The organism is Nocardia beijingensis NBRC 16342 (assembly GCF_001612785.1).
GTDB classification, from domain to species: Bacteria; Actinomycetota; Actinomycetes; order Mycobacteriales; family Mycobacteriaceae; genus Nocardia; species Nocardia beijingensis.
The window spans coordinates 108,689-131,190 of the sequence record NZ_BDBC01000019.1; the positions used below are offsets into that span (position 1 = coordinate 108,689).

The window sequence follows — 22,502 nt, forward strand, 5'->3', positions numbered from 1 at the left end:
CGACGGAGGTTGTCGATCAGCGGCGTGCCGATCGGTTGTCCGGTCACGGCCTCCCCACCCGCACCATCCGGGCGGAACCGGAACGTGTGGAACATGCGTCGCACCCCGCGCGTGAAAACGACGACGGTGGGTAGGCCGGGAACGTGACCGAACCCGGAAACAAGAACGCACCCGAACTGGGCGACCCGACCGATACCACCCACCCTGACGACCTGGATCTCGAAACCGGCGAAACCCCGGAGAACGAGGACGTCGACGAGGCGGCGGGCGCCGTCGAACCGCCCGACTGAACACCGTTTCGCCCACCGCGGCCGGGGAATTCCGGCCGCATGGGTATCACTGTCGCCGTCACCGGGCCGACCGGCGAGATCGGCATCTCCGCCGTCACCGCATTGGAAAACGATCCGGCCGTGGACCGGATCGTCGGCATGGCCCGCCGCCCCTTCGACCCCGCCGCGCACGGCTGGACCAAGACCGAGTACCGGCGCGGCGACATCCTCGACCGAGCCGCCGTGGACGCCCTGGTCGCCGACGCCGACGTGGTGATCCACCTGGCCTTCGTGATCATGGGCTCGCGCCAGGAGAGCGCGCAGGTGAATCTCACGGGCACCCGCAACGTCTTCGCGGCCACGGTAGCCGCCGAGCGACCCCGCAGGCTGGTCTATACCTCCTCGGTCGCCGCCTACGGCTACCATCCGGAAAATCCCTCGCCCCTCACCGAGGACGTGCCGGCCGAGGGCTCGACCGAGCACTACTACTCCCAGCAGAAAGCAGCCTGTGAGGCCGCGCTCACCGAGATCACCGCGGGCGCCGACCTCGAAGTGTTCGTGCTGCGGCCCTGCATAGTGGCAGGCCCGAAGGCCCCCGCCTTGCACGACCTGCCGTGGGAGAAGGTCCCCGGCCCGCTGCGCGCGCTGGCCCGATCCAATCCGCTGTTCAAGCCGCTGATTCCGGATCCGGGCCACCCCCTGCAACTCGTCCACCACGACGACGTGGCCGCGGCCATCGCGCTGGCCGCCACCGCGGACGCGCCGCCCGGCGCGTACAACATCGCCGGTGACGGCACGCTCACCCTGTCCGAGGTGGCGACCGCGCTCGGCGGCAGGCCGGTGCGCGTCCCCGCCTTCGCCGCGACGGCTACCTCGGCGGCCCTCACCTATCTCCCTTTCGTGCCCGCGACCCTCGAGTGGCTGCACATCGTCCGCACTCCCGTCGTCATGGACACCACCCGTGCGAAACAGCTTCTCGGCTGGAAACCGGCGCACACCTCCGCCGAAACCCTCGCGGCCCTCGCCGCCACCCGCTGAGCCCCGCCTACCATCCGTTCGGCGCGAAGGTCACACGGCTGGGCTTCCCTACCGATGGCGTGCGAGCAGGCGTGCTGCGGCACGATCGTCAACATACAATCGAACAATGGCGCTCCTGCATCCCAGCCGTGATCAGCTTCGGATCGACAGCGTGTTGTCGGCGCTGGGAAATCCGACTCGTCTCGCGGTGGTGCGCGTGCTGGATTCCGGCGGCGAGTACAACTGCACCGGTGTGCTGAATGTCCTCGGCATCACCGCGAAATCGACGATGACCCATCATTGGCGGGTGCTGCGGGAGAGCGGCGTCATCCGGCAGACTCCCTCGGGCCGGGAGTTCCTCCTCGAACTCCGCCGTTTCGATCTGGACGCCCGCTATCCCGGACTGCTGGACACCGTCCTCGCCGGCGCGCGTGCCGACGAGGACGCCGAGGCGGGCGAGCGGGTGTAGCGCATACCTCCGCGCGCCCGCGAGTCGCGGTCAGGAGGCGGGGTAGAACGTGTCGATCTCGGCCACGACCCGGTCGGGCTGTTGATCCACCAACCAATGTCCCGCGCCATCGATTTCGCCACCGGACACCGCGGGAGCCGCGTCCCGGACGGCGGGGACCATGACATCGCTCAGCCCGTCCTGGGTCAGCATCCGGACCGGAATGGTGAGCGGTGTCTGTTGCAGCCGCTTGTTCTCGGCTTCGTCGGCGCTCCAGGTCCGATACAGCTCGAACCCCGCGTGCAGCACCTGCGGCCGCGAGTACACCCGCACGTACTCCGCCAACGCGCGCGGCGTCACGGGCAATTCGTGCGCGGAACTCGCGCGGGCTTGTTCGGAGACTTCGCTGTGGCGGAGGAAGTAGTCCAGGAACGTCTCGACCCGGCCGGTGACGAGATTCTCGGCCAGCGGGTTCTGCACATTGAAGGAGAAGTGCCACGACAGCGGTTGCACTGCCGCGAAGCCGAGGTTCTTGCCGACCAGCGGGAAGTCCATCAGCAGCAGTCCGGCGATCTGCTCTCGATGTTCGGCGGCGAGAGCGTAGGCCACGCCGACACCGAAGTCGTGCGCGACCACCCGTACGTCGTGCCCGACGCCGATCTTCGTCAGCAGCGCCGAGACATACCGAGCCAACGTCGTTTTCGTGTACGACGGGGGTTCACCGGTGGTGTCGCCGAGCCCTGGGAGGTCGATCGCGATCACGGTGCGGCCGGCGAGCAGTCGCGGCATCACCGCGTGGTATTCGTACCAGCTTTCCGGCCAACCGTGCAGCAACACCAGCGGCTGCGGGCCGGACCCACCGATGACGTAGTGCATCTGCACGCCGTCGACGGTCGTGAAGCAGTGCCGGAACGATTCCGCGAGGAGGGGATCATCCTTGGTCGCCGTGTCGTAGCCCCGGCTGCGGGGTTCCTCACCGGCCACACATGCGGGAGCGGTCGAGGAAGCCGGCGCCGAATGCTGCTCCGCTCTCGAAACGAGCACTGCCACAACGACTATGAGTACGACGGCCAGACCGGCGGGCCACCGCAGGCGGCGTACCCACCGGCGGGCTGGCGCTGAGTTGGGCATGACAGATCCTCCCAATTGTACGTATATAGTCGTATAAACGTACCATTGCGATGAGCGGGCCCACCAGCACGCTCCGGCCCGCCCGGACTCGATCAGACCTCGGCCGTGTGCGAATCCTCAGGTCCGCGACTCACGTGGGCGCGCACGGCATCGAGGTATCCCGCGATGGCCTCCCGGTTGCGCGTGAGGCAGTCGATGCGGCGGGACATGCGGGTCAGCTCGTCCTCCAGCAGGGTGAGCATCTCCGGCGTCGCCTCGTCGAACATGATGGAGCAGGGTCGGTCGAGACAGGGCAGGATCTGTTTGATGATGCGGGTCGGCAGGCCGGCATCGAGCAGGCCGCGAATCTGGCGAACGCGGTCCACCAGCCGCTCGTCGTAGGTGCGATAGCCGTTGCCACAGCGCTGCGCGACGATCAGGCCCTGCTCTTCGTAGTAACGCAGCAGCCGACGAGACGTGCCGGTTCGCTCGGACAGCTCTCCGATGCGCATATGTGTTCCACCTCATACCGGGTTGACCATCACATACATGTGAGGGTTCGAGCATAGGGCTCATGAAGATAGGCATCACCACCTTCGTCACCGACGAGGGCATCAGCGGTCCGAAACTCGGTGTGGCACTGGAAGAGCGAGGCTTCGAGTCGTTGTTCTTGGCCGAACACTCGCATATTCCCGCGAGCCGGAAGTCCCCCGCCCCGGGCGGAGGCGAACTGCCGCGGCCGTACTACCGGGCGGTGGATCCGTTCGTCGCCCTCGCCGCCGTCGCGGCCGTCACCGAACGGCTGATCCTCGGGACCGGCGTGACCCTGCTGATCCAGCGCGACGTCATCCACACCGCCAAGGAGGTCGCGACGCTCGACCTGATCTCCGGCGGGCGTGTCGTCTTCGGCGTCGGCATGGGCTGGAATCGAGAGGAGATGGCCGATCACGGCACCGACCCGCGCACCCGCGGGGCGCTGCTGGACGAGCAACTCGACGCCATCCGGGCGATCTGGACCGATGACCTGGCCGAATTCCATGGACGCTTCATCGATTTCGAGCCGATGTACGCCTGGCCGAAGCCGGTGCAGCAACCGCATCCGCCGATCCTCCTCGGCGGCGCGGAGGCGGCGGCCGAACGCGCGATCCGCCACGGTGTCGGCTGGATTCCCGCGGCGGTGACCGATCCCGCCGACATCCCGGCGCAGCTGTCCCGGCTCCACGGGCGCGACCTCCCCGTCACGGTCGCATTCGCCGCGCCGGATCCCGCCTTGATCGACGGCTATGCCGAGGCCGGAGCGCAGCGATTGCTCTTCGGCCTGGCGACCCAGCCGGAGCCGGAGACACTGCGTGCGCTCGACGAACTGGCGAAGGTCGCCGACCAGTACCTGGTCTGAAGCCGGATAGCGCCGGGGATCGTTCGCGACCGACCGCGAACACCACGGCCCGCGGGCCCACGTTTCGGATTTGCCTTGACGTCGGCGACAAGGTTTACCGTTTGCGATGCCGGTGTGCCGAGAAGGTCGCGGGTACGGCGACACCGAATCACACACCGGCTCCGCTCGGCATCCGAGCTGCTCCCCCGCTGGGTCCGCAGAGACGCGCATACGAAGGAATATCCGTGAAATTCGCGATCAGCTACAGCACGTCGTTCAACGGGACCGATCCCGATCGGCTCATCAGGTTCGCCCAGCATGCCGAGGAGTGTGGGTTCGAGGCCCTGTACGTGCAGGACCATATCGCGCTGTACCCGGGCGCGTCCTACGGCGCCGGAGAACTGCCCGCGACACTGCCCTACTTCGACCCGCTCGACTGTCTGAGTTTCGTCGCCGCGTCCACGCGACGGCTGTTGCTGGGTACCGGGGTCCTGTTGCTGCCGTACCGCCACCCCGTGGTGCTCGCCAAACGACTGGCCACCATCGATGTCCTGTCCAAGGGGCGGATGCGGCTGCTCACCGTCGGAATCGGCGCCCTGCCGGGCGAGGCGCGGGCGGTGGGGGTGGACTTCCGCACCCGCGGTCGTCGCGCCGACGAGGCGATCGACGTGCTGCGACTGCTGTGGTCGGGCGGCCCCGACGGCGTCGGCTATCACGGCGAGTTCTACGACTTCGACGATCTCTGCAGTTACCCGAAACCGCTGGGCGAGACCGAGCTTCCGATCCATGTGGGCGGATCGAGCCACGCCGCCGCGCGCCGCGCCGGACTGCGCGGCAACGGCTACTTCGCGGGCGGAATGCTGGCGGAGGCCGAGCGCGATCTGCAGATGGAATCGGCACGCAAGGCGGCCGCCGAAGCGGGCCGCGACCCGGCCGCCTTGGAGTACACGCGCTGGGGCTCGGCCGATCTGTCGGTCGAGGAGGTCCGGCAACTCGAAGAGCACGGTGTGACCCGGATCGTGGTCAACCCCACCGCGGCAAGCGCCGGGGAGCAGCACGACAAGATGTCGGCATTCGCCGAGCGATTCGGTCTCGCGACGACGTAGTGGGCATGTGGCGACCGTCGCGGCCGCCCGGGATCGAGACGACCTCGGCCCGACGGTCCCGCCCAGGCGATTCGAGTCGCCCGCCGAGTCGCAGTGCCCGGATCGGGAAGGCTCACACCTTACGGAAGATCCATTTCTCCCGATCGCTTTCCCGGTTGATCAACAGCTGAGGTCGATTGTTCAAGACCACCCCGATAACGAATTCGTCGTCACTGGTCGCGATCGGTGTTATTTCGGGGAAATCCGGCATGTCCCAGCCGTAATGCTCGTCGCTGCACACCAGGTGCCCATTCGCGCGGATCGCCGCGAGGTGGCCGCCGGTTTTCGTGTTGACGATATCGAAATCGCCCTCTTCGGGATTGGCCGGGCACGTCCACAGCTGGGCGTTGTCGTCCGCGGCACGCTGACGCATGGTCACGCTGTCCGCATCACCGTCGACCGCCAATGCCTGACCGGTCTCGTAGTTGATGATCTGGTATGTGGTGGCAGTCTTTTCGGCCATGGTCTCGTCCTCACTGTGTGAGCGCACCGCTACCGGGCTCGACACCGCCCGTGACGCTGCGCTGATCTCGTAGTCGTCGTCCAAGGCGAATCGCAGACAGCAAGTACAGCAGAACCGGAGCCGCAACGGAGCGGATTCCCTCAGCTGTATCCCGATTGCCGTCCGCGGTGCTCGGTGCGGAAGTAATTCATCCGAAAGAGGTGAGGGAAGCCCCGGTCGCGAATTCATATGCTGCACCGCGAAAGAGGTTCACGCCAGCGATTCCTGCCGAGCGCACGACCTGAAGGAGACGACCGATGACCGATACCGGCATGGGTGCCAAGCGAAAGATCGTGCCTTTGTCCTCGCTGACCGAGCAACCGGCCCCCCAGAAGAGCTCGCCCGGCTGGTACAAGCTGTACAACGACACGGACGTCTACGTCTCGGTCTACCGGCAGGAATGGGACAAGCCCAAATCGCTGTTCATCCTCGCCCCCGGCCAGACCAGCTCGGAGTACGAGGCCGGGCACGAGATCTACATCCTGTGGATCACGAATGTCGGCACCGAGTCGACGCCGATCACCTGGGATGATTCCGGCGGTTTCAGCTGCGAGTACGTGTGGAGCGGGTACACGCAAGCCAACCAGGTGAACAACGTGAGTTCTTTCGGGTAGGTCGCGGACGGCGATTTGGCCGAAAGTATGGATTTTCTGACCTCAGGTGTTTGGCATCGGTCTTTGTCCAGGTCATAGCGTTGTCGCCATGAGCACACCTTCGATCGTCATCATCGGCACCGGTTTCGGGGGGCTGGGCATGGCGATGGAACTCCAGCGCGCGGGACTGCACGACGTCACGATCCTGGAGCGGGCCGAGGACGTCGGCGGCGTCTGGCGGGAGAACACCTACCCCGGCGCGGGCTGCGACATCCCCTCGCCGCTGTACTCCTACTCCTACGCGCCGCGCACCGACTGGCCCAAGCGGTTCTCCCGGCAGCCCGACATCCTCGCCTACCTGCGTGGCATCGCGCGCGATCACGACCTGCTGCCGAAGATCCGCTTCCGCACCGAGGTCACCGAGGCGGAGTTCGACGACGCCACCGGACGGTGGACTGTGCGCACCGCCGACGGCGGCGAGCTGACCTGCGATGTGCTGATCTCCGCGGTCGGGCAGCTGTCGCGCCCCGCGCTGCCGAACATCCCGGGTGTGGAGAGTTTCCGAGGCACGGCCTTCCACTCCGCCGAGTGGGATCACGACACCGACCTGACCGGCAAGCGGGTGGCGGTCATCGGCACCGGAGCGAGCGCGGTGCAGTTCGTGCCCGCGATCGCGCCTTCGGTGGCGCATCTGACGCTGTTCCAGCGTTCGGCCGCGTGGATCATGCCGAAACCGGACGTCGAGTACAAAGCCTGGCATCATCGCGCCTTCCGGCTGCTGCCGGTCACCCGCCTCACCGAGCGCTTCGCGTTCTGGCTGTTCTGCGAGTTCCTCGCGCTGGGCATCGTCGACGTGCCGGTCATCCGCAAACTGGTGACGCGGATCGGCCTGCGACATCTGAAGCGGCAGGTGCCCGACCCGCGATTGCGGGCCGAGCTCACCCCGGACTACCCGGCCGGCTGCAAGCGGGCGCTGTTCTCCAACGACTACCTGCCCGCGCTCACCCGGCCCAACGTGACGGTGGAGACCACCGCGATCACCGAGATCACCCCCGATGGCGTGCGCACCGCCGACGGCGTGCTGCACGAGGTGGACGCGATCGTCTACGGCACGGGCTTCAAAGGCACCGAATTCCTCTGGCCGATGCGGATCTCCGGGCGAGGCGGGCGCAAGCTGGCCGACGAGTGGTCGCAGGGCGCCCGCGCGTACCAGGGCATCACGGTGCCCGGCTACCCGAACCTGTTCCTCGTCTACGGTCCGAACACCAACCTCGGCGTCGGTTCGATCGTCTACATGATCGAATCGCAGGCCCGCTACATCCGGCAGGCCGTCCAGCGCATCGCGGAGCAGCCCGGCCACGTGCTGGAAGTGCGACCCGATGTCGAGGCAGGCTTCGATCGCAGGCTGCAACAGCGCCTCGACCGCACACCGTGGAACTTCTGCTCGAGCTGGTACCGCAACGCGGCCGGGCGGATCACCAACAACTGGCCCGGCACCGTCACCAGTTACCGGTGGCAGACGCGCAAGGTGGACTTCGCGGACTACGACTCGAGGCGCGTCTGTTGACGCTCGCCTCCCCTGCGGCAACAACTTCGACAAGTGGTGGAGATCAGATGACGTTCGACTACGACGTGGTGGTCGTCGGTTCCGGCTTCGGCGGCAGTGTGACCGCGCTGCGGCTCACCGAGAAGGGTTACCGGGTCGGCGTGCTCGAGGCGGGACGGCGTTTCGCCGACGACGAGTTCGCGAAGACCTCGTGGGACGCGCGTAAGTACCTGTGGGCCCCGGCCCTGGGTTGCTTCGGCATCCAGCGGCTGACGCTGCTGAAGGACACCTTCATCATGGCGGGCGCCGGCGTCGGCGGCGGCTCGCTGGTCTACGCGAACACGCTTTACGAACCGCCGGACAAGTTCTACCGGGACCGCCAGTGGGCCCACATCACCGACTGGAAGGACGAACTCGCCCCGCACTACGACCAGGCCAAGCGGATGCTCGGTGTGACGGCCAACCCTGCGACCACGCCGTCGGATCGCGTGCTGGCCGAGGTGGCGGAAGAGATGGGCGTCGGAGCCAGCTACCGCAGCACTCCCGTCGGTGTGCTGTTCGGCGGCAACAGCGCGCGGCCGGGTCAGGATGTGCCCGACCCGTTCTTCGGCGGCGTCGGCCCCGCCCGCAACACCTGCACGCACTGCGGCGAATGCATGACCGGCTGTCGCCACAACGCCAAGAACACCTTGGTCAAGAACTACCTCTACCTGGCGGAGCGGGCCGGAGCGACGGTTCATCCGCTCACCACGGTGACCGATGTGCGCCCGCTGCCCGGCGGGGGCTACGAGATCTCCACCGTCCGCACCGGACGCTGGGTCCGCAAGGCCCGCAAGAAGTTCACCGCTGAGCAGGTCGTCTTCGCCGCGGCAGCCCTCGGCACCCAGAGACTGTTGCACCGGCTGCGCGACCGCGGGTCCCTGCCGGACATATCCCCGCGTCTGGGTGAACTCTCGCGCACCAACTCCGAGGAACTGCTCTCGATACGAAGCCGCCGCAAGGACTCCGACTTCACCAAAGGGGTGGCGATCACCTCCTCGATCCACCCGGATGACGACACCCATATCGAGCCCGTGCGCTACGGCAAGGGCAGCAACGCCATCGGTTTGATCGGCACCGCTATGATCGATCCCGACGGGCGCACATCGAAGCTGCGGCTGTGGGCGCGAACCATGCGCAAGCTCGGACGCGACGCCTTCCACCTGCAGAATCCGCGCGGCTGGTCGGAGCAGATGATCGGGCTGCTGGTGATGCAGTCGGTCGACAACTCCATCACCACCTACACCAAACGCGGTCTGTTCGGTCGCAAGATGACCACCAGACAGGGTGTGGGCGAACCGAATCCGACCTGGCTCCCGGCCGGGCACGAGGTGGCCCACCGGGTGGCCGAGAAGATCGACGGCATCCCGGGCGCAGGCTGGAGCGCCCTGTTCGACATCCCCATGACCGGGCACTTCATCGGCGGCTGCGTCATCGGCGATTCCCCGGACGCCGGGGTCGTCGATCCCTACCATCGGATGCACGGCTACCCGGGATTGCACGTCATCGATGGATCGACCATCTCGGCCAATCTCGGGGTGAACCCTTCGCTCACGATCACCGCGCAGGCCGAGCGGGCCACCGCGCTCTGGCCGAACAAGGGTGAGCCGGATCCGCGTCCGGAACTCGGCGCGCCCTACCGGCGCATCACCCCGGTGCCGCCGCGCAAGCCGGTGGTCCCGGCCGACGCCCCTGCCGCGCTCCGGTTGCCGATCGTCGAGATCAAAGGCCCGGCCGATCGAGCGGAACCGACCGCGGACACACGCGGCTGACCAGGTCGAACGCGCCGGTTACGTCGATCGGGTCCCCGATCCGGCCGATCGCCGCGCCCGCTTGGTGTGCCTGACCGACCGCGGCAGGCAGGTGGCGGAGTTCGCGAACTCGGTCGCCGAAAGCGTCGAGCAGGAATGGGCGGCCCATCTGGGCGCCAAGGGGATGCGGGCACCTGCGGCAAGCGCTGAATCGCATGCGGGAGATCACGATCCGTATGCGGAGAATTCCGGGCCGGTCGACCGACCGTGCGCGGACTACCCGCGCCGCCGGGAGACGGGTGGCTGCTCACCCGGCTCCTCGGCGCACGTTGTGATGTCCTACTTCGCGCGGATGATCGCGACGCAAAGAAGGTCGCAGGAGTCAGACCGGGACGCCGCCATAGGTGCGCCGGTATCGTGCTTGGAGGAACGACAGGATCCCGAACGCCGTCAGGCCGAGGGATACCGCGATGAGCAGCCACGGCCCCAGCACGCTGCCGGCGAAATCGTGCAGCACGGCATCGACCCCTTTGGCGTTCGCGGGCTCGTAGTTCGCGGCGGCCACCACCGCGGCGATTCCGATGCCGACGACGATCGCCCCGCGCGCCAGATAACCGATCCGGCCCAGCCAGATCACGCTCTCCCGCGAAGCATGCGTCATCCAACCCATGCGCAGATCGTCGACGAAGGCGAGACGAATCCCACGCAGGGTGATCAGGACACCCGCTGCCACAACAGCCAGGCCGAGGAGCAAGACGACCACCTGACCGCCGTCCCAGCCGAGAATCCGGGCCGTCACGTCGCGCGCGAGAGCGTCGCTCGGCGGCGGCGTCCGGCCGTCGACGACGAACCGGAGAACGACGAAAGATGCGATGGCGTAGAGGATTCCGAGTGCCAGTGCGCGCAACCGCGGTCCGTTCGAACGCGCCGCGGACGCGGCGGCGGCCTGCGTCAGCCGCCAAGCGGCAAGGGCGGCGAACCCGAGGGCCAGAATCCACAGCAGAAGATATCCCAATGGCTTGCCCGCGAGCGTGGCGAGCGCTCCACCCGCGGTCGGCTCGTGTTCTGCGGCGCCGACGGCCAGCATGAACGCGAGAATGCCGATGACGATGTACGCGATCCCGCGTGCGATGAAGCCGAATCGCGCGGCCCCCGACAAACCACCGGATCGCACATGCCCGCCGCCGCCCCGGCGCTCGCGCCGTCGCCACCGGCCGCCATACCTACTGCGCCAACCGCTTCGGCTTCCGTAACCGGTCCGCCACCGACTGCGCCGCACTCCGCCGTTGCGGCGCCACCGATATCTGTCAGCACTTCCTATCAAGCTCATGGTTCTCACCTCTCCATGGACCGTATTGCCCACTTCGGCTGGAATAACCACGAACTCACCGCTGGAGAGACAAATAGTCCTGGACGGCGCCGACGGCTCGCCGGGCGCTCTCCGCCGCGGATTCCATCGTGGACGGCAGCTCGATGCGGGTCCAGTCGCCTGCGAGGGAGGGCCCGCCGATGGGCGTCTGCGGCTCAGCCGCCGGGACTCGAATCCGGGGTGGGCGGAGAACCTGGCCTGCGGCTGGTGAAACACTCTGGCGCGCACAACTTCCGCCGCACGCGCCTCCGAATAGTGCTGGTACAGCTATTCGATCGCCCTGCGGACGAACTCGTCGTTGCACCGATGCACGACGTTCCCAGGACGCGCCGACCGCGAGCGAATAGCCGACGATCACCGTCGTGCATGCCGGTGGTGTCATCACCCACTCGATGGTGGTGTCCCGGAGGTTCCCGGCCAGCCACATCATGTGTAGCGGACGGTCGAGCCAGACGTACACGCTGGAGATCGGCGCCGGCTCGATCCTGCGGACGGAAAGGAACCGTTCGGCCGGTGCGAGAACAGTTCGTGCCAGCTCACCCACGGCCATCCCGCGTCACCCGCGCGACGATCGCCGTCCGTCCGGCCGGATGCCGCCGATCGGATCGCCGGTCACGATGTTCGCGAATGAACCAGAATCGCCGTTTACTTTCAGCTATCGTCGGTGACAGAGCAACCGCTCTGCGGGACGCCGTGGATCCGTGCGGCCCGCGCAGGCCCTGCGGTCGGGTGCCGACCGCTCCGTTCCACCGAGGAGCCGCATGTACCCCGGCGCGCACGTCGACCGAATCCCAGACAAACCGGCTGTCATCGTCGCCGAGAGCGGCGAAGCGCTGACCTATCGGGAGCTCGAGGAGAACTCGGTTCGACTGGCCAGGCACCTGCACGACGCGGGGCTGCGCAGAGGCGATCACGTCGCGCTGCTGTCCGGGAACGACCCGAAGATCTACGAGGTCTACTGGGCGGCATTGCGAACCGGGCTTTACATCACCGCGGTCAACCGGCATCTGTCGCCGAGCGAGATCAGCTACATCGTCAACGACTGCGGAGCCAGGGCGCTGATCGTATCGGCAGGTCTCGCCGACGCCGCCGAGCAGATCGTCCCGGAGACGCCCGCGGTCGAGATCCGCCTCGCCTTCGGCGGTCACGTCCCGGGGTACAAGTCCTACGAGGAGGCCACGGCGGCGGCGTCGCCCCAGCCCTTGCCGGATCAGCCGCGCGGCGCGGACATGCTCTATTCCTCCGGCACCACCGGACGGCCGAAGGGCATCAAACAGCCACTGCCGGACCGTCAGGTCGGCGATGCGCCCGGTGACACCTACACCGCGATCTTCGGCCCGCTCTACGGGTTCGACACCGAGACCGTCTACCTCTCCCCCGCTCCGCTCTATCACGCCGCGCCGCTGCGCTTCGGTGGCGTGGTCCACGCACTCGGCGGAACGCTCGTGATCATGAAGAAATTCGACGCCGAACAAGCGTTGGCCGCGATCGAGCGCTACCGCGTGACCCACAGCCAATGGGTGCCGACCATGTTCGTCCGGATGCTGAAACTCGACGAGGCCGTCCGCGCCCGCTACGACGTGTCCAGCCTGCGGGTCGCCGTGCACGCGGCCGCCCCGTGCCCCGTGGACGTGAAGCGGGCGATGATCGACTGGTGGGGCCCGATCCTGTACGAGTACTACGCCTCGACGGAGGCCAACGGCGCCACTTTCATCGACAGCGAGCAATGGTTGCGCAAGCCCGGCTCGGTCGGCACGGCTGGTCTCGGCACCATCCGGGTGTGCGGCGACGACGGCGCGGAACTTCCCATCGGAGAGATCGGCACCATCTACTTCGAACGCGAAGCGGCCCCGTTCGCCTATCACAACGACCCGGCGAAAACGGCCGACGCGGTCCACCCGGACCACCCCAACTGGACCACCACCGGGGACATCGGCTACGTCGACGAGGACGGCTACCTCTTCCTCACCGACCGCAAAGCCTTCATGATCATCTCCGGCGGGGTGAACATCTACCCGCAGGAGGTCGAGGACGCCCTCGCGCTGCATCCCAAGGTGTTCGACGTGGCGGTGATCGGCGTGCCCGACGAGGAGATGGGCGAATCGGTCAAGGCCGTCGTCCAGCCCGCTCCCGGCGCCGAGCCCGGCCCGGAGCTGGCCGCGGAGCTGCGCGATTATCTGCGCGACCGCATCGCCCACTACAAGGTGCCGCGCAGTTTCGACTTCGCCGACGATCTGCCCCGCACACCCACCGGGAAGCTGGTGAAGGGCAAACTCCGCCAGCGGTATGTGTGAGATTTCCCCGCGCTACGCGGCGTAGGCCACGTCTGCGTCCGCGCCTACGCGCGTCATCAGGCGCGCGACAGCCTCCGCCACCAGGCCGGGCCGTTCCAGGATCACGGAGTGACCGGCGCTCTCGACGATCACGAAGTCGGAGTACTCGACGGCGGCGGCCATCGCGACCGAATGCGACGGCGGTGTCATCAGGTCCGCGGCGCCGCACAGCACCAATGTCGGGATCCTGGACAGCAGCGCGAGCGCGTCGGTCCGGTCGTAGACCATGAACTCGCTCAAGTAGCTCGCCATCGTGACGATCGGCGTCTCGTTGCGCATCGCGTTGGCGAGAGCGAGCACCCGCGGACTCACCTTGCGATCACCGAATTCGGCGGTGCGGATGAGGGGGGCGAACAGGCGGCACACCAGCAGCTTCGCGTGGTGCATCGCCCCAGGAGCCCGGCGGACGGCCGCCTGGAACGCGGACACCACCGGGTTGCGCAGCAGACGGCCGAAGCCGGCGTCGGCGAGTCCGCCCGCGGCGGTCGCCAACAGCGCCACGCCGACGACGCGGGTGCCGATCTCGTGCGGATTCTGCGCCGCATAGGTCAGCACGGTCATGCCGCCCATGGAGTGACCCGCGAGGACGACCGGCCCGGTGGGGGCAACGGCGTCCAGCACCGCGCGCAGGTCCCGGCCGAGCTGGTCGAGATGGTAGGTCCGCCGGGACGCCGCGGCGGACTCGCCGTGGCCGCGATGGTCGTAGCAGACGATCCTTGCGCCCGCGTACCGGCGCAGCAGTTCGTCGCGGACGTAGGTCCAGGACTCGCTGCGCAGGCAATGCCCGTGCAACAGGACGACGGTGAGGTCCGCGTCTCGCGGGCCGTATTCGCGAACCGCGAGCGCCACCCCGTCTTCGGTCCAGACCGTGGCACGCCGTTCCGCCGTCGCGGGGATCGAGTTGAGAATCGACATGGGATGCTCCGGTTCACTGGCGTTGACTCGTCCTACTTTCCGCCGTCCGCGCCGCCGCCAGCAGGCCCCCGAGTGCTGAGCTCCGATCCCCAAGGGGTATGCCGATCGCCACCAAGGTGGAGGTGGCCACCGCGGCGCGCTCCTCCCGCGGGCGATGACCGCAGGCCGAGCCACGAACGCGCTGCTACCGCACCGGATCGATCCCGAGCACGCCCAAGGCGAAATCGCCGTACTGCGCGGCCACTTCCTCCGGCGTCGCCGGGCCGGACTCGCGGAACCACTGCGGGATCGCGGTGCACATGGTGGCAATCGCCCGCCCCGCCGCCCGGACCTGGGGAACGGCGATGCGGCCCTCGGCGGCGGCCGCGGCGATCGCGTCGTCCAGGATGGCTTGGATGTCGCGGCGGGAGCGGGCGATGCGCGCGCGTTCGCCCGGGGAAAGGCTGCGCATCTCGCTGGCGCCGATGAATCCGAGGTCGCGGCGGTGCGTGTGGAACAGGGCCAGCGCTTCGACGATCAGGCGCACCTGGTGAACGCTGTCGAGGCCTTCGGCACGGGCGGCGCGCACCCGCCAGTGCAGTTCGTCCATGGTCAGATCGAGGATGCGCACCAGCAGGTCGTGCTTGTCGCGATAGTGGTGGTAGAGGCCGGGAACGCTGGTGCCGGCCCGCCGGGCGATGGCGCGCACTGTCGTGCCGTGGTAGCCGATCTCGACGAATGACGCGAGGGCGGCGGCCAGCACCGGGTCGACGTCCAGCGGGGCGAATTCGCGCCAGGTCCCCCGCGCACCCGGCGCGGGATCGACCCGGCCGTAGCTGGGCCGCGGCGCGAACGGAGCATCCCCGAGCAGGTGCGCGACCGGCACACCGAGCACCTCCGCCAAGCGTGTGAGCCGCGCGATCGAGATCCCGGTCTTACCCGTCTCCACGGCGCTGAGCGTCGCCGGGCTCACCTCCAGCCTGCGGGCCACTTCGCGCAGCGACAGGCCCGCGGCGCGGCGCGCGCGGCGGATCGCCTCGTGCGGCGCCGTGACCTTGTTTCGCATAATGTTCAGAATAGCTGAACAGCAGAATTCGACCGCCAATGTCTCGATCTCTACGCCACCAGCGCACTTTGACACCGCGGGCCAGCCGGTGGGACAGTGTTCGAACGGAGCGATCGTTCGGTCGAAGACCGGGGCTCTGATGGCGAGGAGGAATGCGCGATGCCGATCGATCTGACCTGTTCCGACGAAGTGCGGGCGCTGACCGACCGCACCCGTGAGTTCGTGCGGGAGACGGTGCTGCCGATCGAGGACGAACACCACGGCGACATCACCGCGGCAGGCGGCGACGGACTGCGCGTCACGCTGAACAAGCTGGCGCGCGAGGCCGGGGTCTTCGCGCCGCACGCGCCCGTCGAGTACGGCGGGCACGGGCTGTCGATGTCGGATCGCGCGCCGGTGTTCGAGGAAGCGGGCTACTCGCTGTTCGGCCCGACGGCGCTCAATATCGCCGCGCCGGACGAGGGCAACGTGCACATGCTCGCTCACATCGCCGACCCGGAGCAGAAGCAGCGCTACCTGGAACCGCTCGCCCGCGGCGAGGTGCGCTCGGCGTTCGCGATGACCGAGCCCGCGCCCGGCGCGGGTTCGGACCCGGCGGCGCTGGCCACCCGGGCCGTTCGCGCCGACGGCGGCTGGCGGATCAACGGCCACAAGCACTTCATCACCGGCGCCGATGGGGCCGGTTTCTTCATCGTGATGGCCCGCACCTCCGGCGAACCGGGACAGCGCGGCGGGGCGACGATGTTCCTGACGCCTGCCGACACCCCGGGTCTGCGCGTCGGCAGGCATATCACCACGCTGGACCGCGCCATGATCGGCGGCCACTGCGAGGTCTTCTTCGAGGACATGCTCGTCCCCGACGAAGCGGTGCTCGGCGCCGTCGACCGCGGCTTCGAATACGCCCAGGTGCGGCTGGGCCCGGCCCGCATGACGCACGTGATGCGCTGGCTGGGAGCGGCGCGCAGAGGCCACGACATCGCCGTCGAGCGTGTCGCCCAGCGGGAAGGCTTCGGTTCCCGGCTCGGCGATCTGGGCATGGCGCAGAAGATGATCGCCGACAACGAGATCGACATCGCCGCCACCCGCGCGCTGCTGGTACGGGCCTGCTGGGAACTGGACAACGGCGAGCACGCTGGCAACGCCACGTCGATCGCGAAGACCTTCGCCGCCGAGGCGATCTTCCGCATCGTCGACCGCAGCATGCAGTTGTGCGGCGGCCTCGGCGTCTCCGACGACCTGCCGCTGGCGCGGCTGTCCCGCGAAGTGCGGCCGTTCCGCATCTACGACGGGCCTTCGGAAGTGCACCGCTGGGCCATCGCCAAGCGTGCGGTGAGCGCCGCCCGCCGGGCGGCGGCCGACGAGTCTTCGCGCTGATCCGCCGCGCCGATCTTCCGCAGGACGGGCCGCTCGTCGTCGACGAGCAGCGCGCCCGGCGCGCCTGCCCGATCGGCGCGCGTACGATCGCGGCAAGACGGCTGCGCGTAACATGCGTATTCCCGACTCCGCCCTGAAGGCGCAGTTCAGCGGGTGAGAGTGGCGAACCCCGATCCGATCGAATCCCCGGGATGATCGAAAGGACAGCCGTATGCCAGCGCACGACCGCCGATACCTCGTCCTCCTGAATCCCGGCGATCCCGGCGACGACATCGCTCTGACCGCGATCCGTGCGAAGTTCTTCGACTGGCTCCGGGCGTCCGGCGCGGAAGTCGTCGAGGACGGCGGCGCCAACCGAGTGGTCATCACGTCATCGCCGGAAACCGCGCAGCGCCTCACCAGGCTCGAGGACGTGCGCATCGTCGAGCCATACGCCTAGACGCCTCCCCGCCGGATCACGCGGACCGCCGCCGCCAGCTCTGCTGACGGCGGCGGATGCCTGCGGTGGGGCGAACCGGCGTGGTTACCGCCCGTGCTGATGCGCCGACTGACGGGCCTCGTCGACGTCCGCTTCGGCCCGCGCCTTCTCGGCCGCGGCTTCCTTGCCCGCCGCCTCGCGCTGGGAATCCGCCTTGTCCTGCTGCGCGCGACCTTCGTCCTTCAGGTCTTCGTGCCCGGTGACGGTACCGGCGGCTTCCTTCACCTTGCCCTTGACGTCTTCGACGACGCCCTCGACGCCCTCACGAGCACCGCTTCCATGTTCAGCCACAACAACCTCCCGGATATCGGAACAAGCTGACATCTGGCGCATACCCGTATGACCGGCCTCGAATCCGGAGCGACGAAGTTCGGTTCGCGCGTCGCGCCCTCCCGCAGGTAGGCCGGGTCAGCGCAGCTGGGTGCTCGCCGACGCGGCGGTCCGCTCCGTGCACGACCGGTACCGGGTCGACGAGCTCGACGGCGTCCGGCGCTTCGCGGAGTCTCGACGGTGACCAACCCCCCGCGGTGACCGAGGGCAGCACCCTCGAACCGGTGCTACGGGCCCAGACGGGTGCGACTGGGGTTGCGACGGCTGATCCCCCGCCGCACCTACCGCGTCCCCGGCGCGATCGCGCCGACCGTGGTCGCCGAGGAGTCCGGCGAGCGCATCATCGAAGCCGGCCGCGAGATCTGCCGTACCCGGCGATCGGCTGTTCGGCGCCATGACGACACACTCCGAGGCGTCGGAACGGCGAGGTTCCCGCGCTCAACGCGGATCGCCGATAGAAAGATCCGATCGCACGCTCGATCCAGCGGTTCCCGGCTGGCACGGGTGCCCGCGCGCGTGCCAACGTGGGCGCGCGGCCGACTGACGCTCACGCGAATCGCCTGCACTGCAAGCGCTTTCGGCAACAACCGCACTATCCCGAGCCCCGACGGTCACGACACCAGAGGACGATGAACCAGCACACGAAGAGCCCGACCGCCGCGGCCCGCGACTATGTGGCCGCCTGCGCGACGCTGACCAGCCTGATCGACCTCGCCGCGCACCCCGCGACGTCGCCGCGCTTGCGGGTGGCGCTCGCCGAGTACTGCCGCCGTCACGGCACCGCCGATCCCGGATTGGCGGCGAGTTTGTCCTTCTGGAAGCAGCGCCGTGCCTCCTTGACACCCGCCGACTACGAGGCGATCCGCGCCGTCCTCTCCCGCGACGGCGCGATCCTCTACGCATTCCACGACTGATCATCGCCGCAAGGAAGTGGCGTTCCGCCCCTGCTGACCACTTACCATTCGGTCACGTACACGCTCCTTCGTCGCCTGCTGGCACGGCGATGCCATCCGGTCAACGGCCCGCGTTCGACCGCCCCTCGCCGACACGGCGCCGGTCGATCAGTGACCGCTTATTGCTGCGTGCCGGCGCCACGGATGCCCGACAGGGTCAGCTCGACGGGTTCGCGCGGCTGACCGGGGCGGAACACGCAGCGGGTGCAGGTGTAGATCGTGGGCATGCACTCGTTGCAGTGCACGCATGCCGACCGCGTCGAGGCGTCCGACTGGATGCGGCGCAACAGATTCGGTTCCCGCAGCAGCGCACGGCCCATGGCGACGAACTCGAAGCCTTCCGCCCTCGCCAGCCGCATGGTGTCCAGGTTCGTGATGCCGCCCAGCAGAATCAGCGGCATCGACAATTCCCGCCGGAAGTGCCGCGCACGCTCGAGCAGATACGCCTCCCGGTACGGATACTCCTTCAGGAAGGCCTTGCCGACCATACGGAAGCCCCACCGGGCCGGCACCGGGAGAACGCCGGCGAAGGATTTGCGCGGAGCGTCACCGTGGAACAGCAGCATCGGGTTGAGCAGTGAGCTGCCCGCCGTCAGTTCCAGCGCGTCCAGAGTGCCGTCGGCTTCCAGCCAGGCGGCGACCTGCAGCGACTCGGGCACGGTGAGCCCGCCCCGCACTCCGTCCTCCATGTTCAGCTTCGCGGTCACCGCGAGCCTGCCGCCCACGGCTTGCCGAACCGCTGCGGCGATCTCACGGGCCAACCGCGCGCGGTTGGCCAAGCTGCCGCCATACCGGTCCGCGCGGCGGTTCAGCTTCGGGCTCAGGAACGAACTCACCAGGTAGTTGTGCCCGAAATGGATCTCAACCGCGTCGAAACCGGCCTCCTCGGCCAGCTTCGCCGCATCGGCATGCGCGGCCACGAGCGCACGGATCCCGTCCTCGTCCGGGCTCCGCATCATGCGCATCGACAGCGGACTGAGCATCCGGCTCGGCGCCAGGGCGGGAGCCCGGTTGGACGCCGCGTTGGCCACCGGACCGGCGTGGCCGATCTGCGCGCTCGCCGCCGCCCCCTCGCCGTGGACGGCGTCGGTGAGCCTGCGCAGCCCCGGCACCGCTTCCGGGCGCAACCAGATCTGATGCCGATCGGTCCTGCCCCCAGGAGCGACCGCGCAATACGCCACGGTCGTCATCCCGACCCCACCGGCGGCGACCTCGCGATGGAACTCGATCAAGTCGTCGGTCACCAGGGCGTCCGGCGTGCGGCCCTCGAATGTCGCGGCCTTGATCACCCTGTTGCGCAAGGTGATCGGCCCGAGCCGGGCCGGTGTGAATACGTCGTTCATCGTTTCTCTCCTGTCGGCGCGGTCAATCCGGCCACCACGAATTCCCGGAGGGTGGCCACCGCCTCCTGCGACATCTCTCGGTGCTCCGCACTGCCGAATCGCATGATGAGCAGGTCGAACGCCAACATCCACCGGCGCATGCTCTCGCGCTCGCTCACCCCCGGCAACAGGCGCACCCACGCATCGAGGCGGAACCACGGCTGCCGCCACTCGGTCACCTGCCTGCCGAGGACGAACTGCGCCAGCAGTCTCAGGTGCAACCGGCCCACCGGATCGGCGGCCAACTCGACGAACGGCTCGATCACGGCGTCCACCACCTCGGCGATGGATCCGTGCCCGCCGGTGACAGCGGCCAAACGGTCCTCCCACACCGGGCCGAGCCGCTCCTCGAGCAGCGCGGCGACCAGGGCGTCCTTCGACCCGAAGTGGTAGTGCACCGCCGCCGGATTCGCTCCGGCCTGCGCGCAGATGCCCCGCACGGACACCTCGTCGTACCGGCCTTCGAGCAGCAGACGCTCGGCGGCGGTCAGCAGACGATCGCGGGTGGCGGCTGCGGCTTCGGAGACCGGCTTCGGCATGCGCTCAGTGAAGCACGTTTCCATCGTTGATTCAATCAGTGATTGAAAACGCGGTGCGCAGGGCTCAGCAACAGTGGCCCGAAATGGGCTCGGCACCCGAGATCGGCGACGAAGCCAACGGACGACAGGGGGTCGTGCGGTGTCGGCCTCAGCCGATCGCGCCCGCCGGCACCGACCGGCCGGACCACGTGACCCGGTGAACCGGTTCAGCGACGTTCAGGAATGGCCCGCGATGATCACCTCGGGGATACCGGTGCCGAGCGGAACCGGCCGGCACACCGGCGCCGGGCTGCCCGGATCCAGCTGCGTGAGCAGCAACTGCTGCACGAACGGGTCATAGACCATGTGGAAGTGCCCCGTGAGATCGGCCGGGCACAGGTCTTGCAGGGCGATGTTCCGCGCGCCAGGCCCGCGCAGCGCGATGTTCTCGAACGGCTGGATCATCTCGTCGACGCGACTGCCGACGGTCACATACCGAACGCCGGGCACTGTGTCGCCGCCCGCGTTGAGATCGAGCATGATCGGCGACCCCTCGGCCTGCTGCACGGCGGCGAGCGAGGTGACCTCGGCGAATGCCTGCAGAGCGCCGGGGATCGCCTCGGCGACCGGCACCAGCCCGTACATCACACCGCCGTAGGTGGGCGACGCCAGGCCGATCCATTGTTCGACCTTGGACGCGCCGCCCAGCTTGTTGACGTAGTAGCGAGTCACGTTGGCGCCCTGCGAGAATCCGACCAGATCGACCTTGCCCGCATGGGTCGCCGCCAGCACCTGATCGACGAACGCGCCGACCTGGTAGGCGCTGAGCACCAGATCCTCGGTACCGTAGCTGTGCGCGCCCGGCTTGCCGCCGTAGTTCAATGCGAACACGCAGAAACCGGCCGCCGTCAGCTGCGGCGCGATCCCCGACCAGTCGGAATACGCCGAGGAGTCGGTCCCGTGCGCGAGCACCACCGGACGGGGATGCCGGGCGCTCGGCACGCAGCCGAAATCGTTGGTGCCGCTAGGAACCGCGTCCGGATGGCTCTTCTGATACCAGGCGGCGGCCAGGTGATCCGCTTGCGGCGGAGCGGCGTCGGTGGGCACCTCGGGCGGGCGGAAGCCGAGCGGCTCGCCCGCCGCCACGCCCGGACCGAGCGCGGCCGCACCGGCCAGCGCGAAGGCCAGCACGGCGGCACGCAAGTGTGAAACGCCCCAAGTTCCAACTCTGCTCCACTGTCGCATCTCACAATGATCCCTCTGATCGAGTCGAAATGCGCGCCGTATCGGGGCGTTTCGCCTCCCCTACTTCTCGGGGGTCTCGTCCTCGGCGAGGATCCGGTAGAGGGACTTGCGGGTTTCGGTGAGCAGCTCCGCCGCCCGCGCCGCCTGCTGCGGGGTGCCGGCCGCCGCGACCTGGGCCACCGCCCCCATCAGCTGGCCGACGAGCGCGCGCAGGTCCATCGCCTGCGCGCCGACGTCCTGCTGCACGTCCGCCCACGGATCGCCCAGCTCGTCGCGGTGCGCGGCAACGTACTCGGCGCCGGACTCGGTGAGCTTCGCGGTCTTGCGCCCGGCGACCTTCTCGATGAGGACCAGACCTTCGTCCTCCAGTTGCGCCAGCGCGGGGTAGATCGATCCCGGGCTCGGCCGCCAGATGTCGTTGCTGCGCTCGCGGATCTGCTGGATGAGTTCGTAGCCGTGCATGGGCTGCTCGGTGAGCAGCAACAACACGGCGGCGCGCACGTCACCACGCCTGCCACGACCGCCACGACCGCGTCCGCGGCCGAAATGCGGGCCGAAGCCAGGCCCGAAGCCGGGCCCGAATCCCGGCCCGAACTCGGGTCCGAAGCCGTGGCGCCCGCCGCGACGGAAGCGCCGCCCGTGTTCGAAGCCCTCCGGGCCGGGCAGTGGACCCCGGCCGCGCCTGCCGAATTCTCGATGTTCTCGGTGTTCCATGTCAGCCTCCCAAGGCTCTCGTGTTCGAATCATGCTATCGACGATATATCG

General features: G+C 68.4%; 23 protein-coding genes. 12 read left to right on the forward strand and 11 right to left on the reverse strand.

Translation table 11 applies throughout. The annotated features are described in order from the left end of the window. Positions 1 to 143: 143 nt before the first annotated feature. From NB3_RS35030 to NB3_RS13685, 3 genes are all read left to right on the forward strand, one after another. Positions 144 to 290 carry a hypothetical protein gene (locus tag NB3_RS35030; RefSeq protein WP_157111784.1) on the forward strand — a complete coding sequence of 49 codons (147 nt, stop codon included), beginning with the start codon at positions 144 to 146 and terminating at the stop codon, positions 288 to 290. 39 nt (positions 291 to 329) lie between these two features. Next, positions 330 to 1,307, forward strand: a complete 978-nt coding sequence (locus NB3_RS13680; protein WP_067802023.1) for an NAD-dependent epimerase/dehydratase family protein — start codon at positions 330 to 332, stop codon at positions 1,305 to 1,307. Positions 1,308 to 1,413: 106 nt separating this feature from the next. Further along, positions 1,414 to 1,755 (forward strand): ArsR/SmtB family transcription factor, encoded by a 342-nt coding sequence (locus tag NB3_RS13685; protein ID WP_067802025.1) that lies wholly within the window; start codon positions 1,414 to 1,416, stop codon positions 1,753 to 1,755. 30 nt (positions 1,756 to 1,785) lie between these two features. Here the strand turns inward: NB3_RS13685 and NB3_RS13690 are convergent, their stop codons facing one another. Together NB3_RS13690 and NB3_RS13695 are read right to left on the reverse strand one after the other, a co-directional pair. Continuing rightward, entirely contained in the window at positions 1,786 to 2,865 is a 1,080-nt protein-coding gene (locus tag NB3_RS13690; RefSeq protein ID WP_084486210.1) for an alpha/beta fold hydrolase, read from the reverse strand. 92 nt (positions 2,866 to 2,957) lie between these two features. After that, positions 2,958 to 3,356 (reverse strand): MerR family transcriptional regulator, encoded by a 399-nt coding sequence (locus NB3_RS13695; RefSeq protein WP_067802030.1) that lies wholly within the window; start codon positions 3,354 to 3,356, stop codon positions 2,958 to 2,960. Positions 3,357 to 3,418: 62 nt separating this feature from the next. Here NB3_RS13695 and NB3_RS13700 point away from each other — a divergent pair, with 62 nt between their 5' ends. Further along, positions 3,419 to 4,240: an LLM class F420-dependent oxidoreductase gene (locus tag NB3_RS13700; protein WP_067802032.1), complete on the forward strand. Its 822-nt coding sequence runs from the start codon at positions 3,419 to 3,421 to the stop codon at positions 4,238 to 4,240. Positions 4,241 to 4,464: 224 nt separating this feature from the next. Beyond that, positions 4,465 to 5,325: a TIGR03619 family F420-dependent LLM class oxidoreductase gene (locus NB3_RS13705; RefSeq protein WP_067802034.1), complete on the forward strand. Its 861-nt coding sequence runs from the start codon at positions 4,465 to 4,467 to the stop codon at positions 5,323 to 5,325. A gap of 112 nt (positions 5,326 to 5,437) precedes the next feature. Here the strand turns inward: NB3_RS13705 and NB3_RS13710 are convergent, their stop codons facing one another. Next, positions 5,438 to 5,911: an RICIN domain-containing protein gene (locus NB3_RS13710; RefSeq protein WP_067802037.1), complete on the reverse strand. Its 474-nt coding sequence runs from the start codon at positions 5,909 to 5,911 to the stop codon at positions 5,438 to 5,440. Between the two features lie 212 nt (positions 5,912 to 6,123). On the opposite strand from NB3_RS13710, the gene NB3_RS13715 reads away from it, so the two are divergent. The 3 genes from NB3_RS13715 to NB3_RS13725 all read left to right on the forward strand — a co-directional run bounded on the left by NB3_RS13715 (position 6,124) and on the right by NB3_RS13725 (position 9,816). Next, complete coding sequence (locus tag NB3_RS13715; protein WP_067802040.1) at positions 6,124 to 6,480, forward strand: hypothetical protein; 357 nt, start codon at positions 6,124 to 6,126, stop codon at positions 6,478 to 6,480. 88 nt (positions 6,481 to 6,568) lie between these two features. Next, the gene (locus tag NB3_RS13720) at positions 6,569 to 8,026 is read left to right on the forward strand and encodes a flavin-containing monooxygenase (protein ID WP_067802041.1); all 1,458 of its coding nucleotides are present in this window, start codon (positions 6,569 to 6,571) and stop codon (positions 8,024 to 8,026) included. A gap of 47 nt (positions 8,027 to 8,073) precedes the next feature. Continuing rightward, on the forward strand, positions 8,074 to 9,816 hold the full coding sequence (locus tag NB3_RS13725; protein WP_067802045.1) for a GMC family oxidoreductase: 1,743 nt from the start codon (positions 8,074 to 8,076) through the stop codon (positions 9,814 to 9,816). A 361-nt stretch (positions 9,817 to 10,177) separates the two neighbouring features. Here NB3_RS13725 and NB3_RS13735 read toward each other — a convergent pair whose 3' ends face one another. Then, complete coding sequence (locus NB3_RS13735) at positions 10,178 to 10,969, reverse strand: DUF1206 domain-containing protein (RefSeq protein WP_244891893.1); 792 nt, start codon at positions 10,967 to 10,969, stop codon at positions 10,178 to 10,180. 956 nt (positions 10,970 to 11,925) lie between these two features. On the opposite strand from NB3_RS13735, the gene NB3_RS13740 reads away from it, so the two are divergent. Continuing rightward, positions 11,926 to 13,458 (forward strand): acyl-CoA synthetase, encoded by a 1,533-nt coding sequence (locus NB3_RS13740; protein WP_067802049.1) that lies wholly within the window; start codon positions 11,926 to 11,928, stop codon positions 13,456 to 13,458. A 12-nt stretch (positions 13,459 to 13,470) separates the two neighbouring features. Here NB3_RS13740 and NB3_RS13745 read toward each other — a convergent pair whose 3' ends face one another. Both NB3_RS13745 and NB3_RS13750 read right to left on the reverse strand, forming a co-directional pair. After that, positions 13,471 to 14,412, reverse strand: coding sequence for an alpha/beta fold hydrolase (locus NB3_RS13745; RefSeq protein ID WP_067802053.1), 942 nt, complete (start codon positions 14,410 to 14,412; stop codon positions 13,471 to 13,473). A 184-nt stretch (positions 14,413 to 14,596) separates the two neighbouring features. Further along, positions 14,597 to 15,457 carry a TetR-type transcription factor C-terminal domain-containing protein gene (locus tag NB3_RS13750; protein WP_067802055.1) on the reverse strand — a complete coding sequence of 287 codons (861 nt, stop codon included), beginning with the start codon at positions 15,455 to 15,457 and terminating at the stop codon, positions 14,597 to 14,599. Between the two features lie 159 nt (positions 15,458 to 15,616). Here NB3_RS13750 and NB3_RS13755 point away from each other — a divergent pair, with 159 nt between their 5' ends. Both NB3_RS13755 and NB3_RS13760 read left to right on the forward strand, forming a co-directional pair. Then, positions 15,617 to 16,831, forward strand: coding sequence for an acyl-CoA dehydrogenase family protein (locus NB3_RS13755; protein WP_067802057.1), 1,215 nt, complete (start codon positions 15,617 to 15,619; stop codon positions 16,829 to 16,831). Positions 16,832 to 17,042: 211 nt separating this feature from the next. After that, complete coding sequence (locus tag NB3_RS13760; protein ID WP_067802060.1) at positions 17,043 to 17,270, forward strand: hypothetical protein; 228 nt, start codon at positions 17,043 to 17,045, stop codon at positions 17,268 to 17,270. Positions 17,271 to 17,354: 84 nt separating this feature from the next. Here the strand turns inward: NB3_RS13760 and mbp1 are convergent, their stop codons facing one another. After that, positions 17,355 to 17,600 (reverse strand): microaggregate-binding protein 1, encoded by a 246-nt coding sequence (gene mbp1 / locus NB3_RS13765; RefSeq protein WP_067802064.1) that lies wholly within the window; start codon positions 17,598 to 17,600, stop codon positions 17,355 to 17,357. 668 nt (positions 17,601 to 18,268) lie between these two features. Between mbp1 and NB3_RS13770 the strand changes: the two genes are divergently transcribed. Then, entirely contained in the window at positions 18,269 to 18,553 is a 285-nt protein-coding gene (locus tag NB3_RS13770) for a hypothetical protein (protein ID WP_067802066.1), read from the forward strand. Between the two features lie 158 nt (positions 18,554 to 18,711). Here the strand turns inward: NB3_RS13770 and NB3_RS13775 are convergent, their stop codons facing one another. The 4 genes from NB3_RS13775 to NB3_RS13790 all read right to left on the reverse strand — a co-directional run bounded on the left by NB3_RS13775 (position 18,712) and on the right by NB3_RS13790 (position 22,451). Further along, the gene (locus tag NB3_RS13775) at positions 18,712 to 19,935 is read right to left on the reverse strand and encodes an NADH:flavin oxidoreductase (protein ID WP_067802069.1); all 1,224 of its coding nucleotides are present in this window, start codon (positions 19,933 to 19,935) and stop codon (positions 18,712 to 18,714) included. After that, positions 19,932 to 20,513 (reverse strand): TetR/AcrR family transcriptional regulator, encoded by a 582-nt coding sequence (locus tag NB3_RS13780; protein ID WP_067802073.1) that lies wholly within the window; start codon positions 20,511 to 20,513, stop codon positions 19,932 to 19,934. Before NB3_RS13780 ends, NB3_RS13775 begins: the two co-directional genes overlap by 4 nt. Before the next feature lie 216 nt (positions 20,514 to 20,729). After that, the gene (locus NB3_RS13785) at positions 20,730 to 21,680 is read right to left on the reverse strand and encodes an esterase/lipase family protein (protein ID WP_244891900.1); all 951 of its coding nucleotides are present in this window, start codon (positions 21,678 to 21,680) and stop codon (positions 20,730 to 20,732) included. Positions 21,681 to 21,797: 117 nt separating this feature from the next. Next, positions 21,798 to 22,451: a PadR family transcriptional regulator gene (locus tag NB3_RS13790; protein WP_067802075.1), complete on the reverse strand. Its 654-nt coding sequence runs from the start codon at positions 22,449 to 22,451 to the stop codon at positions 21,798 to 21,800. Between the last annotated feature and the right edge of the window lie 51 nt (positions 22,452 to 22,502).